13 protein-coding genes are annotated in these 14,040 nt (G+C 62.8%); 5 read left to right on the top strand and 8 right to left on the bottom strand.

The window, feature by feature from the left end; all coding sequences use genetic code 11:
- The first annotated feature begins 13 nt into the window (after positions 1-13).
- Entirely contained in the window at positions 14-1,342 is a 1,329-nt protein-coding gene (locus tag AC1Q80_RS02590) for a capsule polysaccharide biogenesis protein (protein ID WP_492359554.1), read from the top strand.
- A 33-nt stretch (positions 1,343-1,375) separates the two neighbouring features.
- On the opposite strand, the gene AC1Q80_RS02585 is transcribed toward AC1Q80_RS02590, so the two are convergent.
- The 8 genes from AC1Q80_RS02585 to AC1Q80_RS02550 all read right to left on the bottom strand — a co-directional run bounded on the left by AC1Q80_RS02585 (position 1,376) and on the right by AC1Q80_RS02550 (position 10,553).
- A complete protein-coding gene (locus AC1Q80_RS02585) occupies positions 1,376-2,386 on the bottom strand; it encodes a KpsF/GutQ family sugar-phosphate isomerase (RefSeq protein ID WP_492359553.1) in 1,011 nt (336 codons plus the stop codon).
- 145 nt (positions 2,387-2,531) lie between these two features.
- Positions 2,532-2,987: an RrF2 family transcriptional regulator gene (locus tag AC1Q80_RS02580; protein ID WP_053248737.1), complete on the bottom strand. Its 456-nt coding sequence runs from the start codon at positions 2,985-2,987 to the stop codon at positions 2,532-2,534.
- 173 nt (positions 2,988-3,160) lie between these two features.
- Positions 3,161-3,373 (bottom strand): hypothetical protein, encoded by a 213-nt coding sequence (locus AC1Q80_RS02575; protein ID WP_077502841.1) that lies wholly within the window; start codon positions 3,371-3,373, stop codon positions 3,161-3,163.
- Between the two features lie 510 nt (positions 3,374-3,883).
- Positions 3,884-6,424 (bottom strand): protein translocase subunit SecD, encoded by a 2,541-nt coding sequence (secD, locus tag AC1Q80_RS02570; protein ID WP_173418954.1) that lies wholly within the window; start codon positions 6,422-6,424, stop codon positions 3,884-3,886.
- Positions 6,425-6,535: 111 nt separating this feature from the next.
- A complete protein-coding gene (locus AC1Q80_RS02565) occupies positions 6,536-6,949 on the bottom strand; it encodes a hypothetical protein (RefSeq protein WP_209787604.1) in 414 nt (137 codons plus the stop codon).
- 171 nt (positions 6,950-7,120) lie between these two features.
- Positions 7,121-8,725 carry a 5-guanidino-2-oxopentanoate decarboxylase gene (locus AC1Q80_RS02560; protein ID WP_209787606.1) on the bottom strand — a complete coding sequence of 535 codons (1,605 nt, stop codon included), beginning with the start codon at positions 8,723-8,725 and terminating at the stop codon, positions 7,121-7,123.
- Positions 8,722-9,912, bottom strand: a complete 1,191-nt coding sequence (locus tag AC1Q80_RS02555) for a pyridoxal phosphate-dependent aminotransferase (protein ID WP_492359552.1) — start codon at positions 9,910-9,912, stop codon at positions 8,722-8,724. Before AC1Q80_RS02555 ends, AC1Q80_RS02560 begins: the two co-directional genes overlap by 4 nt.
- A gap of 17 nt (positions 9,913-9,929) precedes the next feature.
- Positions 9,930-10,553, bottom strand: a complete 624-nt coding sequence (locus tag AC1Q80_RS02550; RefSeq protein WP_173418951.1) for a TetR family transcriptional regulator C-terminal domain-containing protein — start codon at positions 10,551-10,553, stop codon at positions 9,930-9,932.
- A 286-nt stretch (positions 10,554-10,839) separates the two neighbouring features.
- Between AC1Q80_RS02550 and AC1Q80_RS02545 the strand changes: the two genes are divergently transcribed.
- Genes AC1Q80_RS02545 through AC1Q80_RS02530 form a run of 4 tightly spaced genes read left to right on the top strand, consistent with a single transcriptional unit; the run spans position 10,840 to position 14,040 of the window.
- Entirely contained in the window at positions 10,840-11,613 is a 774-nt protein-coding gene (locus tag AC1Q80_RS02545; protein ID WP_492359551.1) for an ABC transporter ATP-binding protein, read from the top strand.
- A gap of 37 nt (positions 11,614-11,650) precedes the next feature.
- Positions 11,651-12,433: a transporter substrate-binding domain-containing protein gene (locus AC1Q80_RS02540; protein ID WP_077502847.1), complete on the top strand. Its 783-nt coding sequence runs from the start codon at positions 11,651-11,653 to the stop codon at positions 12,431-12,433.
- Between the two features lie 60 nt (positions 12,434-12,493).
- The gene (locus tag AC1Q80_RS02535; RefSeq protein WP_115418528.1) at positions 12,494-13,219 is read left to right on the top strand and encodes an ABC transporter permease; all 726 of its coding nucleotides are present in this window, start codon (positions 12,494-12,496) and stop codon (positions 13,217-13,219) included.
- Positions 13,216-14,040, top strand: a complete 825-nt coding sequence (locus tag AC1Q80_RS02530) for an ABC transporter permease (protein WP_173418949.1) — start codon at positions 13,216-13,218, stop codon at positions 14,038-14,040. Before AC1Q80_RS02535 ends, AC1Q80_RS02530 begins: the two co-directional genes overlap by 4 nt.

Here is a 14,040-nt window from a genome sequence, read left to right as displayed (position 1 = left end):
CGGCGGCGAGACGATGGAAAACGCTGCGCCCAATACTCGCGGTTCAACCGAGCGGCCAAGCCGGCGGGTGTTCCTGTTCCTTCAAGGCCCGTCATCGCCGATCTTCCGCAAGATTGCCGATCAGCTCGAGCGTTATGGCCACACGTGCGTGCGGGTTAACCTCAATGTCGGCGACCAGATTATCTGGCGGCGCAAAGGGGCGTTCAACTACCGTGGAACGGTGGCGGACTGGCCTGCCTATCTTGACCGCTTCATCGGCGCCCACCAAGTTACCGACATGATCCTCCTTGGCGAGGAGCGGCCCTATCATCAGGCAGCTACGGCGGTCGCGCGGCGTATGGGGGTTGCGATATCGATCGTGGAGATGGGCTATCTCAGGCCGGACTGGCTGACGCTGGAGCGCGACGGCATGTCGTCGAACTCCCACTTTCCCGCCGACGCTGGCCTGATCGTAGATGCCGCAGCGGATTTGCCGGAGCCGGATTGGCGCAAGCACTACAGCCAGACCTTTCTGGCCGACGCCAGCTACGACCTTCTCTACAACCTGCCCAATGTCTTCCTGTGGTTCCTGTTTCCGCATTACCGGCGTCATGCGATCTTTCATCCGCTGGCCGAGTATGCCGGCTGGATCCGCCGCCTTCTGACCGGAAAGCGGCGCACAGCCGAGGCCGAGGAGACCGTCCGTTCACTGCTTTCGCGACGCGTGCCTTACTTCGTCTATCCGCTGCAGCTCGAAACCGATTTCCAGTTGCGCGCCCATTCGCCGTTCCACAGTCAGAAAGATGCAATCGGCGAGGTTCTGCGCTCGTTTGCAGCTCACGCGGCTGAGAACACCAGCCTGGTCTTCAAGGTTCATCCGCTCGACAACGACCTGATTGCCTGGCGCAAGTTCATCGATGGTGGGACGTCCAAGCTTGGCCTTGCCGGGCGCGTGTTCTATCTCGATGGCGGCAATCTGGATGTGCTGGCGGAGGCCAGCGCGGGCATGGTCACGGTCAACTCGACCGCGGGTCTGCATGCACTGAAACAGGGGCGACCGGTCAAGGTGCTGGGTACCGCGGTGTTCGACATTGCCGGCTTGACGGACCAGCAGCCGCTGGACGACTTCTGGCAAGCGCCTGCTGCGCCTGACGCCGAGGTAAGCACCGCCATGTTCCGGCTGCTTGCCGCCTCGATCCAGGTTCGCGGCAATCTCTATTCGAAAGCAGGAACCGATGCCGGTGCGCAGGCGATCGCCGAGCGCCTGCACGAGAACACGGTCAATCAGCCGGGCGCCTTCGTCGATCCCCCGCCACGGCGCAAGCCGCAGAAAAAACAACGGCCAGCCTCGCTATCCGCCTAGGCCGGCCGTCAGGGATCAAAACGTTGACAGGGGTCAGACGACGCCGGCGCGGAGCAGGTCGTGAATGTGCAAGATGCCGACCGGAAGGCCCTCTTCGTCGACGAGGAACAGCACGGTCACCTTGTGATCCTGCATGAACTCCATCGCACCGCTGGCCAGAACATCGCCCCTGATGACGCGAGGGTTGCGCGACATCACCGCCTCAACGGTCTGCGCCAGCAGATCGCCCGACATGTGGCGACGCAAGTCGCCGTCGGTGATGACGCCGGCAAGCTTGCCGTCCTCGCCGACAATGCCGACAACGCCAAAGCCCTTGGAAGACATTTCGATGACCGCTTCGCTCATCGGGTGACCGACGCTCAAGAGCGGCACCTGTTCGCCCACATGCGCCAGCTCGCGCACGAGGCGCAGCTGTGCGCCGAGCTTGCCGCCCGGATGGAACGTCTTGAAGTCTTCGGCCGAGAAGCCGCGACGCTCGAGCAGAGCAATGGCAAGCGCGTCGCCGACCGCAAGCTGCAGCATCGCCGACGTCGTCGGCGCCAACCCATGCGGACAGGCTTCCTGAACCTTCGGCAGAACGATCGGCACTTCGGAGTTGCGCGCCAGCACGCTATCACGGTTGGACGAGATCGAAACGATCGGCACCTTGAAGCGCTTGGCATAGGTGAGCATGTTGGCGAGTTCCGCCGTCTCGCCCGACCAGGACAACAGGATCAGCACGTCCTGCGACGTCACCATGCCGAGATCGCCATGGCTCGCTTCGGTCGGGTGGACGAAGTAGGCCGATGTGCCTGTCGACGCCATGGTCGCCGCCATCTTGCGGCCGATATGCCCGCTTTTGCCGATACCGGAAACGACAACGCGGCCCTGGCTTTCGCCGATGAGTTCGATCGCCTCGACCATGCTTTGGGCAAACGCCGTATCGGCGCCGAGGTGATCGGAGAGCGCCTTGATACCGGCCATCGCCGTCGTCAAAGTCCTGCCGACCGACTCCAATGCAGCCAAACCGCGCCGCTCATCCGCTGATGCGTGTCTCAAACCCATTGTGTTTCCATTCCCGCAAAGACGTTTGCGCCGGCTAGCAGCGGCGTTTCTCAGATCCATTGCAGGCAGATAGGCGCTTTTTCTTGGCAAACCAAGCCGAAGCCGTCGAGTTTGCGCAGGAAATCCCGCAAAGAAGACGTTTTCGTCAGCCGACGCGCTTTTCTTCCGGCGCTTCGAGCGGCATCGACTTGTCGGCCGCAAACTCTTCAAGCGTCATGGAATCGAGAATAGAGGCAACCGCGTCGCGCACGGTGGTCATCGAGACGCGGACCTGACAGGTCTCCGGATCGTTGCAATCCTCGCAGACCTCGTAGGCCGTGCGGCTGGCACAGCGGATCGGCGCGAGCGGGCCGTCAAGCGTACGGATGACATGGCCGATGCGGATTTCTGCCGCCGGGCGCGACAGCGAATAGCCGCCACCGGGGCCCTTCTTCGAGCGAAGCATGCCGGCGTTGCGCAGTTCCAGCAGGATGGTGTCCAGAAACTTCTTCGGGATGTTGTTGCGCTGGGCGATCTCGGTGATGAAAGCCGTCTCTCCGGGCTCCAGTCGCGCCAGGTCGACAAGAGCCTTCAATCCGTACTTTCCCTTCTTCGTCAGCATTCCGGCAAGCTTCCCCTGCGGCTCCCTCAAAAACGGGAATCATCCGCGCAAACGCAATCGTGTGTTTGGCATAGCACAAGAAACGTGCGGCCAACACACAATTGTGGCGCGGAATCAACGCAAAACCTGGTCTTTAAACCTGCCCGACATGCAGGATACGGCCGCCGTCTGTACTACGCCGCGGCCGCATCACCATGACGCTCGGTTGGCATGGTCTGGCGGGCGAGCAGATGGCGGATGGCCGCGCGGGCTTCGTCAGCCGAGCGGAACCGCTGTGCGTCCAGATCCCAGACATGGTACTTGACTGCGAGAAACTTGAAACGGCCTTCGTCCGGGACGACGACCCCGACGGCTTCGCCGCCATATTCGATAACCTGCTTGCTCATGCAAATAACGCTCCTTCCACACCCGAAGGCGCGGACATTTCAATTTCGGCAAAGGATGAATTTCGAGAGTTCGAGGATCACATTCGGCAGAGGCGAATGAGACGTTTCTTCACTGTTGCACGACAATGGGAACGCGTGCCGAAGAAGGCGGCGGTCGAGACGGTTTCGGACATGTCACACTCCTTTGGCTTGTGTCCGGCATCGCAATGCCGGAGCGGTTCATGAACAACCGTGAGGCGGACTCATCCGCTTCACAGAGCTGCAAACTAGAATAATCTACCAATTCCGTCAATTAAAAAGATGATGTTGCGAAAAATATTTCTCAACCCATCAAATTTTAGGGGGTCAGGATGCAATATCCGTTCTCCCGATCCGAAACCGGAGGCCCTCACTATCTAGGAAGCGTCGAATCAACCTGCAAGGGCGAGGGTGATAAAGACAGCACTTTCGGACAAAAAAGGGGCGGCCCATGAGGCCGCCCCTTCACGTTTTGTATCCTTGGACCTGAGTTCAGGCTGCCGGAGCACCCGGCTGCGTGCTTCCCGTGCCGGTGCGGGTCGCTTCGCGATCCTTCCACCAGCGATTGAGGAACAACAGAATCGGCCCGCCGATATAGATCGAAGACGTCGTCGCGACGATAACGCCGAAGATCATCGGCCAGGCGAAGCTCTTGACCGCGTCGCCGCCCCAGATCGCCATCGGCACCAGCGACAGCGCGGTGGCCATCGAAGTGAAGATGCATCGCGCGATCACCTGGTTGATGCTCATGTCGATGAGATCGGAGAACGGCATCGACTTGTACTTGCGCAGGTTCTCGCGCATGCGGTCATAGACCACGACCTTGTCGTTGACGGAGTAACCGATCATCGTCAGCAGCGCCGCGATGGCCGTCAGGTTGAAGTCGATACCGGTCAGCGCGAAGAAGCCGATCGTCTTGGTGATGTCGAGCAGCAGGACCGCGATCGCGCCGACGGCGAAGTGCCATTCGAAGCGGAACCAGATGTAGAGCAGGATCGCCACCATCGCGAGACCGACGGCCAGGAAGCCCGATTTTGCCAGTTCCGTGCTGATCGTCGGGCCGACGACTTCCGTCCGCTCGAAGGTCACGTCGGAGATGGTCTGTACCGCCGCGTCCTTGATCTTGTTGAGGGCTACCGTCTGTTCCTGCTCGCCGCCCGGCTGACGCTGGACGCGGATCAGGACCGACTTGTCCTGGCCGAACTCCTGCAGCGCCACTTCGCCGATATTGAGCGATTCAAGGCTGTGGCGCAGCGCCGGCAGGTCGAGCGTCTGCTTCGACGTCGCCTCCACCTGGATACCGCCGACGAAGTCGATGCCGTAGTTGAGGCCCGGCGTGAAGAACAGCACGACCGAGCTTATCGACAGGAACGCCGACATGCCGATGGCGACAAAGCGCCCCTTCATGAAGGAGAAGCTCGGCAGCTTCGGAACCTTGCCGAAGAGCGAGGGAATCTCGAGCTTCTTCATCTTCCGGCGCACGACGACTTCGCGCATCATCAGGCGCACGACGGTCACCGACGTGAACATCGAGATGACGATGCCGAGCATCATCGTGACGGCGAAGCCCTTGACCGGTCCGGAACCGAAGGCAAACAGCAGCAAGGTGCCGGAGAGCGTGGTGACGTTGGAGTCGATAATCGTCGCGTAAGCTTTGTTGAAGCCGATATCGAGCGCCTTCATGGCGCCGGCACCGCCTTCGGTTTCTTCACGGATACGGGCATTGATCAGAATGTTGGCGTCAACCGCCATGCCGATGCCGAGGATGATACCGGCGATACCGGGAAGCGTCAGCGTCGAGCCGATCATGCCCAGCACACCGATCGTCAGGATGGTGTGCAGCACCAGACCGACATTGGCGATCATGCCCCATGCGCCGTAGAGCACGACCATGAGGGTGACGACCAGGCCAAAACCGGCAAGGCCGGTGAAGATGCCCATGCGGATGGAATCGCTGCCGAGGTTCGGGCCGACCGAGCGTTCTTCGATCACCGTCAGCGGGGCCGGCAGAGCGCCCGAGCGCAAGAGCGCCGAAAGAACCGTTGCCGATTCCGCCGTGAAGTTGCCGCTGATCTGGCCGCGGCCGCCGATGATCGGCTCGTTGATGACGGGAGCCGTCAACACCTTGCCGTCGAGCACGATGGCGAAGGGCCGGCCGACATTGTCGCGGGTGATTTCAGCAAACTGGCGGGCGCCGAGTGAATCGAAGGTAAAATCGACAATCGGCTGGTTGGTCCGCTGGTCGAAGCCAACCTTGGCGTCCGAAAGTCGCTCGCCAGAAAGCGCGACACGGCTCTCCACCGCATATCGATTGTTGTCGTTGGCGCCCGGCAGGATATCAACGCCGCGCGGCGGAGGCTGGGTCAGGTCCGTGGTCTGATCGACCATGTGGAAGCTCATCTGGGCGGTCGAGCCAAGGAGCTGGCGCAGGCCTGTCGGGTCCTGGAGACCCGGGAGCTGGACAAGGATGCGGTTTGCGCCGATGCGCTGGATCAGCGGTTCGGCGACACCGACGGTATCGACGCGCCGGCGGATGATCTCGAGGCTCTGCTCGACCGCCTTGGTCATGCGGTCGGAAATGCCTGCCTCCGTCAGCGCGACGGTGATGACATCACCGCTTGTCGCGACCTCGATCTCCGGAGCGGAACCGCCGAAGCCGATCGCGCTAACCGGCGTTGCCAGCTCCTGCAGTTTCGGCTGGACTTTTTCCCGATCAGCCGGATCCGCAAGCGTCACGGTGATCGTATTGCCGCTGATGCGCGCCGAGGAGGCCGATACGCGCTCGGTGCGAAGAACCCGACGGACGTCGTCCAGGAGCGAGTTCAATCTGGCCTGCCGCAGCCCGTTGCCATCGACCTCAAGGACGAGATGGGAACCGCCGCGCAGGTCGAGACCGAGGGTGACGGGCTTGACCGGCAGCCAGGCGCCGAATTGCTCGCGTTGTGCCGGCGAGAGAACGTTTGGTAGCGCCGCTATGCATCCGAAAAGGATGACAGCGACATAGGCGAAAATCGCCCATTTGGATGTACGCATGTTGTGGTTCCAAGAGAGCCTGTGCGGGCGTCGAGCGCATCGTCAGGACTTTGTTTCATTGGGGGCACGAGCAGGATCGCAGGGATCGTCGTGCCCGAATATCGGTGTCGATCAGGCGCGCGGAGGCGCGCGGATTTGCGGACCGCGGTTCGACAAGCCGTCGGTGAAGGCAACGCGGCCAAAGGCGAGATCTTCGCCCAGCGGCTCGAACGGTAGAAGGATGACCGACGCAAACAGCATCGGTGAGGCGCCGTCGCCGGTCGCAGATTTGGCATCCTTGCGTTCGGCGGTAAAGCGCAGGTCCGATACCGGGGTCGCGCGCGAAATCTGGCGCGCGGCGGGGTGGTCTGAAGGAACGGTATCGGTCGAGGCGAGGTTGCCCGCCTGCTGTTCGGCCGAAAGGCGCGAGGAAAACCCCTGCCCCACGACGATCAGCTGCATGGCCAGAGAAGCACAGAACAGCCACAGGACGGCGATTAGCCGGCCGGCAAACTTGCCTCTGTTGCCACCACACACTGGGTCCATTCGGGACGCCGCCCCTTCCTCGGCGCTTAGCGCCTGAAAGTTCAATTCAGCCGGAATGCAGCAAATCTAGCCGAAGAACATGGCCGGAATCGAGCACGAGGCGCTCTTAACACCATTGCGGACGCGAAATGTCAAATTTCGCGCCGCGCAAAAGGTGTCTGGGTCGTCAGTTTACGCGGTTGCGCCGGTCGTGGTGACCTGGTGGATCTCGATCAGCGACGGCCCACTGCGTGCGCCCGCGTCCGCCAGTGCACGCGGGAGATCGGCAACCGAGGCCAGCCTTTCGGCCTCGATGCCATAGGCCTTGGCGGCGAGGGTGAAGTCCGGCGCAGACGGCCTGACGCCCTCGGGCGTGACACCGGTCTCGATCATGTAGGACTCGATCTCCTGGTAGCCGTCATTGTTCCACACGAGGAAGATCACCCGCGCCTGAACGTCGACGGCAGAGCCGATTTCGGCAAGCGAGAACTGGAAACCGCCGTCGCCGACAAGGCAGACAACGGGTCGCGACGGGTCGGCCACGGCAGCACCGACGGCTGCCGGTGGCGCGTATCCGAGCGCGCCGTAACCGGTCGCCGAGTTGAACCAGCTGCGCTGGCGCGGCGCATCGCAATAAAGGTTGCCGGCGTAGACCGCCTGGGTGGAATCGCCGACGATGGTGCAATCGGGCAGCGCCTTGTAGACCGCATCGACCACGGCGATCTCCGCCCGCATCTTCGCCGTCAATTCCTTCAATGCCGCCTTTCGTGCCACTTCGGCGCGCGCCGCTCCGTCCTTCGGCGCATGCCCCGGCAGGAACGCCAGAATGCCCGCCGTCGCCGTCTTGGCACCGGAGAGGATCGAAAGGGCGGCATGCGGGCCGCGGGCGAGCTGTGCCGCGTCGATGTCGGTTCGGATCAGGTTGCGCAGCACCGGAAAGCCGCCATCGGCGTACATGTCGTAGTCGGTCTGCCCCATCTCCGTGCCGAGTGCCAGAACGAGATCGGCCTCCTTCAGCAGCGATCGCACCGCCTTGAGGCTGGGGCTTGCGGGAACGCGCAACGGACTGCCGGCGAGCATGCCGCGCGCATTGACCGTGGTAACAACAGGCGCGCCGATCTGTTCAGCAAGTGACCTCACCTCCGCCTCGGCAGTGAGGGCACCGCCGCCGCAAATGATGACGGGACGGCTCGCGTCGGCGCAGAGGATGGCGGCTTGCTGCAGCGTCTCGCTGTCGGAGCGCGGGCGCGTGGCTGCGGCCGAGCGGATGGTCTTCGGCTCGATACGCGCCGTCATGACATCCGTCGGGATCTCGATATGCACCGGCCCTGGCCGACCGGACAGAAGCACCGAGAAAGCCCGGTCGACAACGAAAGGCAGATCGTCTGGATTGAGCAAGGTGTGCGAATAGAGCGCCAGCGTCTTGATCATGCCGTGCTGGTCGGGAAGCTCGTGCAACAGCCCACGGCCATGGCCGAGCGAATCGCGACGGTTGACGCCAGAGATCACCAGCATCGGGATCGAATCCTGCCGCGCCTGCGCCATGGCGGTGATGGTGTTGGTCAAACCCGGCCCGGTGATGACAAGGGCAACACCCGGCTTGCCGCTGACGCGGGCATAGCCGTCGGCCATGAAGCCGGCGCCCTGCTCGTGTCGGGGCGTAACGTGACGGATCTTCGACGCGGCCAGGCCGCGATAGAGCTCGACCGTATGGACGCCTGGAATGCCGAAGACCACCTCGACGCCATTGGCCTCGAGCAGATCGACCAGGGCTTCGCCTACCGTTTTCGTGGTCATGCGCGGCGCTCCTTTCGCAGTGTGGCGCGCTCGGCAAGCGCGGTGATGCGGCGGCAGGCCTCGTCGATGTCCTTGTCGGGCACGGTCAGGCTCATCCGTAGGTAGTTCTGCGCCTCATCGCCGAAGGAGGATCCGGGCATCACCGCGACCCCCTCTTCCTCCAGCAGCGCCCAGGCGAAGGCCTCGCCCGACATGCCCGTTGCAGAGACATCGATCAGCGTGAACATGCCGGCCTCCGGAGGCAGGACCAGAATACCGGGTGCATCAGCGAGGCCATCGACGACGCGGCGCGAGCGCGACTTGTAGCTCTCGCGCATCCGCCGCGCCGTATCGATCTCATGGGTCAGCGCATAGGCCGTCATATCGGCAATGAACGGCTGCACGCCAAAAAGCATGGTTTCCGACACCGGCAGCAGCCGGCTGGTAAATTCCGCCGGTCCGACGGCCCAGCCGCTGCGAAAACCCGGAGCTGCATGGGACTTGGAGATCGATGAGACGACGATGGTGCGCTCGGCCAGATCCGGATTGTCGAACGGAGACGCAAAGACGGCGTCGAACACCAGCTCCTCATAAACCTCATCGCAGACGATCCAGAGGTCGTGGCGGCGCGCGACCTCGCCGATCTCGGCGATTTCGGCAGCGGTCAGCACGGCGCCCGTTGGATTATGCGGCGTGTTGAGCAGCAGCACCCTGCATTCCGGCGTGATCGCCTTTTCGATATCGGCGGCCTGCATGTGGAAACCGAATTCCGGCTTCAGCGGCACCAGCACCTGATGCGCACCCGTCGACTGGATGACGCCCTCGTAAGTGGCGTAGAGCGGATCGCCGACGAGGACGGCATCGCCAGCTTCGACCAAGCCCAGCATGACGCTGAAAAGTGCGGTCTGCGTGCCCGGGAAGCAGAGGACGTTTTCCATCGTCACATCGGCGCGACGACGGCGATACTTCTCGACGAGCGCGGCCACGACCGCGTGCTCGCCGCGGCCGTTGGAGTAGCGATAACGACCGGCATTCATGGCGCGCTGGCATTCGTCAATGAGCGCACGGTCCGGCGGTACGTCCGGCTCGCCGATCGTCAGCTCGATGATATCGGCACCACCCGCCTTCAACTGGCGCGCACGGATGTGCAGCGACCATTTTCCCGAACCGAGGTCTGCGAGCCGATCGGTGATCGAGGCGTAGCGCATGGTGTTCTCTCCCGTTTTCATTGTTTGTCACTGCCGATCGACGCGCCGAGCAGCGCCTCGACCGAGGCCATGGCGATGGCGACCAGTTCGCCCTCGCGGAACAGGTCTCCCGCCAGGCATCCTTCGATCCACAGGCCATCGACAAGACCGTTGATCGCGATCGCGTAGGCGCGGCAGGTTTCTGCGTCGGCCGGCTTGTTCTTCAAGGTGAGGAAGTCGGCCAGCAGATCCTGCAGCGTGTTGCGGAAGGTTACATAGCCGTCGCGGTGGATCTCGGCGAGGATCGGGTCGACGCGCACCTGGCTGATGAAGGCCGCCCAGAGCGATATGCTGCGGCTGTCGGCGACCGGCTCGGTCAGGTTGATGGCAATGAAGTCCCTCAGCCGTGTTTCCGGGTCGCCTTCGACGTGAGCCGCCTTGTCCGTCAAGGAAGCGATCACCGCGCGGTAGGCCTCGGCGACCATCTGGTCCTTCGATTCGAAATAGTGCCGGACCAGCCCGGCCGTCACCCCGGCACGAATGGCAATCTGGCGGACCGTCGCGCCCTTCAGGCCAAACTCGGCGATGCAGTCGAGCGTCGCTTCGATCAGTTCCTGGCGGCGTTCTCCCTCGGGGGCCCGGTGAAACGTGCGGCGATTCATGCCGCCATCCGCGCTGCCATTCGCGCCCGGGGGCCGGCGAACGGGTTCGTCAAATCCTTCGAGCGAAACGGGCGCATGGAGGCTCCTTCAGGGAAATTCGGGTAGGCGGCGGGCGATAAAAAAAACGACGATACGCATTATTATACGCTTGAACAATAGCGACACAAGTGCAACCATGCCTGCCAACAAACACCGTGACAAGCCAAAGATGCTGCGCGGAAAGACGACAGGGGAACTGTTTCATGCCTTCAAAAAAAGCTCGCAGAGCCATGGGAGCGGCGCGCCGATGACGGATGCGGCCCAGGCAATCGCGGTCACTGACCTGCACAAGCGTTTCGGGCCATTGGAAGTGCTGAAGGGAGTTTCGCTCACGGCGAAACAGGGCGACGTCATCGCCATCATCGGTGGCAGCGGCTCCGGCAAATCGACCTTCCTGCGCTGTATCAACATGCTGGAACTGCCCTCTGCCGGCACCGTCAGCGTGCACGGCGAAAAGATCCGGATGAAGCCGGACGGGCGCGGCGGACTTGTGCCGGAAGATCGCAAACAGGTCCAGCGCCTGCGCAGCCAGCTCGGCATGGTGTTCCAGAGCTTCAATCTCTGGCAGCACATGACCATCCTTGAAAACGTCATCGAGGCGCCGATCCACGTGCTCGGCAAACCGAAGGCCGAGGCGATCGCGACGGCCGAAACCCTGCTCAAGCGTGTCGGGCTCTATGAGAAGCGCGATGCCTATCCGGCCTTCCTCTCCGGCGGCCAGCAGCAGCGCGCCGCCATTGCCCGCGCACTTGCCATCCAACCGCTGGTCATGCTCTTCGACGAGCCGACCTCGGCGCTCGATCCGGAGCTGGTCGGCGAAGTGCTTTCGGTCATCGGCGATCTCGCCCGCGAAAAGCGCACGATGATCCTCGTCACCCACGAGATGAAGTTCGCGCGCGACGTCGCCAATCACATCGTCTTTCTGCGCAACGGCGTCATCGAGGAGCAAGGCCCACCGGAGGCTATCTTCGGCGCGCCCAGATCCGAAAGGCTCAAGAAGTTCATCAGCTCCATTCACTGAATTCAGCAATGCTCAACAACCAAAAAAGGGGAACAGCATGAAGAAGACATTGAAAGTCCTGGCGGTCGCAGCCGCCATTGCCGTCAGCGGCGGCATCGCCGCTTCGGCGGAAGCCCTGAAGGTCGGCGTCGCCGCCGAACCTTACCCGCCCTTCACCGCGCCAGATGCCAGCGGCAAATGGGAAGGCTGGGAAGTCGAACTCATGAACGCTGTCTGTGCGGAAGCAAAGCTCGAATGCGTGCTGACGCCGGTCGCCTGGGACGGCATCATTCCGGCGCTGACATCGAAGAAGATCGACATGATCATGAGCTCGATGTCGATCACCGACGAGCGGCTGAAGACGATCGACTTCTCCGACAAGTACTACAACACGCCGACCGGCGTCATCGGCACCAAGGGCGTGGATTTCAAACCGACACCGGAAGGCCTTGCCGGCAAGACGATCGGCGTCCAGGTCTCGACCGTGCACCAGGCCTATGCCGCCAAGCATTTCGCCGCGGCCGGCATCGAGGTCAAGGAATACCAGACGCAGGACGAGGCCAACAACGATCTGGCCGCCGGACGCGTGGACGCTGTCCAGGCGGACGCGATCGCGCTCAAGGCTTTCCTTGCCACCGACCAGGGCAAGGAGTGCTGCGACTACAAGGGTGACGTCGCCGAAGACGTGGCCGTGATCGGCCCGGGCGTCGGCGTCGGCCTGCGCAAGGGCGAGACCGAGCTCAAGGACAAGCTCAATGCCGCGATCAAGGCGATCCGCGACAACGGCACCTACGACACGTTCTCGAAGAAGTACTTCGACTTCGACATCTACGGCGAATAAGGCACAGCCGGCCGGCAGTCATTGAGGCTGCCGGCCGATGCCTTCGGAGGTCGAAGACGCATGGCATCGGATTCTATCGTCAATTGGAGCCTGCTTGCGCTCTCCGCGCCCGGTTGGGGCGGAGTGCTGCTGCAGGGTTTCGTCAACTCGATCCAGATCGCCATTGGCGGTTTTGCGCTCGGCCTGACGCTCGGCGTCGGCGGCGCCTTCGGCAAGCTCTATGGCGGGCCGATCCTGCGTGATCTGCTCGAATGCTACACCACGGTCGTCAGGGCTGTGCCAGAGCTGGTGCTCATCCTCCTGCTCTATTACGCCGGCACCGATCTCCTGAACCAGTTGCTCGCACTGTTCTCGATCGGCCCCGTCGACATCAGCGGCCTGATGGCCGGCATCTTCGTCATCGGCGTGGTCCAGGGCGCCTATTCCACCGAGGTGCTTCGCGGCGCGATCAAGGCGGTTCCGGCCGGCCAAATCGAGGCGGCGCGCGCCTACGGTATGTCGCCCTTGAAGGTGCTGCGGCGCATCACCCTGCCGGCGATGCTGCCCTACGCCATCCCCGGCCTCTCCAATCTCTGGCTGATCGCCACCAAGGACACGGCGCTTCTGGCGGTCGTCGGCTTCAGCGAGCTGACGCTGGTCACACGCCAGGCCGCGGGCACGACCAAGGCCTATCTCCTGTTCTTCCTCGCCGCAGGCGCGCTCTATCTGGCGCTGACGCTCGTTTCCAACATCTTCATCGGCATGCTGGAACGGCATGCGAGGCGCGGTTTCGCGGAGCAGCGATGACGGATCAAACCACCCACGCGGTCGCCTTTACCCCCGAAGACCTGCCGACCGCGCGCAGCTTCTTCCAGCCACATCGCATCGTGATGATGCTGGTCTTCGCCGCCTTCGTCGTCTGCGTCGCCGTCTTCATGCGCTGGGACTGGCTGCCCCGTTACCTGCCACGGCTCGGCTGGGGCATTCTCGTCAGTCTGGTGATGCTGTTCAGCACAGCGATCCTCGGCTTCCTGCTCGCCGTGCCGATCGGGCTCGCGCAGGTGACCGGCCCCTGGTTCTTCAAGTTGCCGGCAAAGGTGTTCTGCACCGTCATTCGCGGCACGCCGCTGCTCTTGCAGCTCTGGCTGCTCTATTACGGGCTAGGCTCGCTGTTCCCGCAGTTTCCCGCCATCCGCCAATCCTTCCTCTGGCCCTATCTGCGCGAGGCGTGGCCCTATGGCGTCGCGGCGCTGACGATATCCTTCGCCGCTTACGAAGGCGAAGTGATGCGCGGCGCCTTTGCGGGTGTTCCCGCCGGCGAACTGGAGGCGGCGAAAGCCTATGGCATGAGCCGCTGGACGATGTTTCGCCGCATCTGGTTGCCGCGTGCCATCCATCGCGCATTGCCGACACTCAACGGCGAAACGGTGCTGCAGCTGAAATCGACGCCGCTGGTGGCGACGATCACCGTCGTCGACGTCTATGCCGTCATCTCCAAGGTCCGGCAGGAAACCTTCCTGACCTACGAGCCGCTGCTGTTGCTCGCACTCATCTACATGTGCCTCACCGGCATTCTGGTGGTGGCCTTCCGCACATTCGAAAACCGCATACCAACCCGTGGTGCCTGA

This window comes from Ensifer sp. GW823-FHT05D09, assembly GCF_058795755.1.
This window is presented reverse-complemented; position numbering and strand designations above follow the sequence as displayed.

Coding starts and splice junctions, on each gene's coding strand:
- AC1Q80_RS02535 (WP_115418528.1), top strand. CDS start 12,494: ATGGCATCGGATTCTATCGTCAATTGGAGCCTGCTTGCGCTCTCCGCG.
- AC1Q80_RS02580 (WP_053248737.1), bottom strand. CDS start 2,987: ATGCTGACGAAGAAGGGAAAGTACGGATTGAAGGCTCTTGTCGACCTG.
- AC1Q80_RS02590 (WP_492359554.1), top strand. CDS start 14: ATGGAAAACGCTGCGCCCAATACTCGCGGTTCAACCGAGCGGCCAAGC.
- AC1Q80_RS02545 (WP_492359551.1), top strand. CDS start 10,840: ATGACGGATGCGGCCCAGGCAATCGCGGTCACTGACCTGCACAAGCGT.
- AC1Q80_RS02575 (WP_077502841.1), bottom strand. CDS start 3,373: ATGAGCAAGCAGGTTATCGAATATGGCGGCGAAGCCGTCGGGGTCGTC.
- secD (WP_173418954.1), bottom strand. CDS start 6,424: ATGCGTACATCCAAATGGGCGATTTTCGCCTATGTCGCTGTCATCCTT.
- AC1Q80_RS02550 (WP_173418951.1), bottom strand. CDS start 10,553: ATGAATCGCCGCACGTTTCACCGGGCCCCCGAGGGAGAACGCCGCCAG.
- AC1Q80_RS02555 (WP_492359552.1), bottom strand. CDS start 9,912: ATGCGCTACGCCTCGATCACCGATCGGCTCGCAGACCTCGGTTCGGGA.
- AC1Q80_RS02565 (WP_209787604.1), bottom strand. CDS start 6,949: ATGGACCCAGTGTGTGGTGGCAACAGAGGCAAGTTTGCCGGCCGGCTA.
- AC1Q80_RS02540 (WP_077502847.1), top strand. CDS start 11,651: ATGAAGAAGACATTGAAAGTCCTGGCGGTCGCAGCCGCCATTGCCGTC.
- AC1Q80_RS02585 (WP_492359553.1), bottom strand. CDS start 2,386: ATGGGTTTGAGACACGCATCAGCGGATGAGCGGCGCGGTTTGGCTGCA.
- AC1Q80_RS02530 (WP_173418949.1), top strand. CDS start 13,216: ATGACGGATCAAACCACCCACGCGGTCGCCTTTACCCCCGAAGACCTG.
- AC1Q80_RS02560 (WP_209787606.1), bottom strand. CDS start 8,725: ATGACCACGAAAACGGTAGGCGAAGCCCTGGTCGATCTGCTCGAGGCC.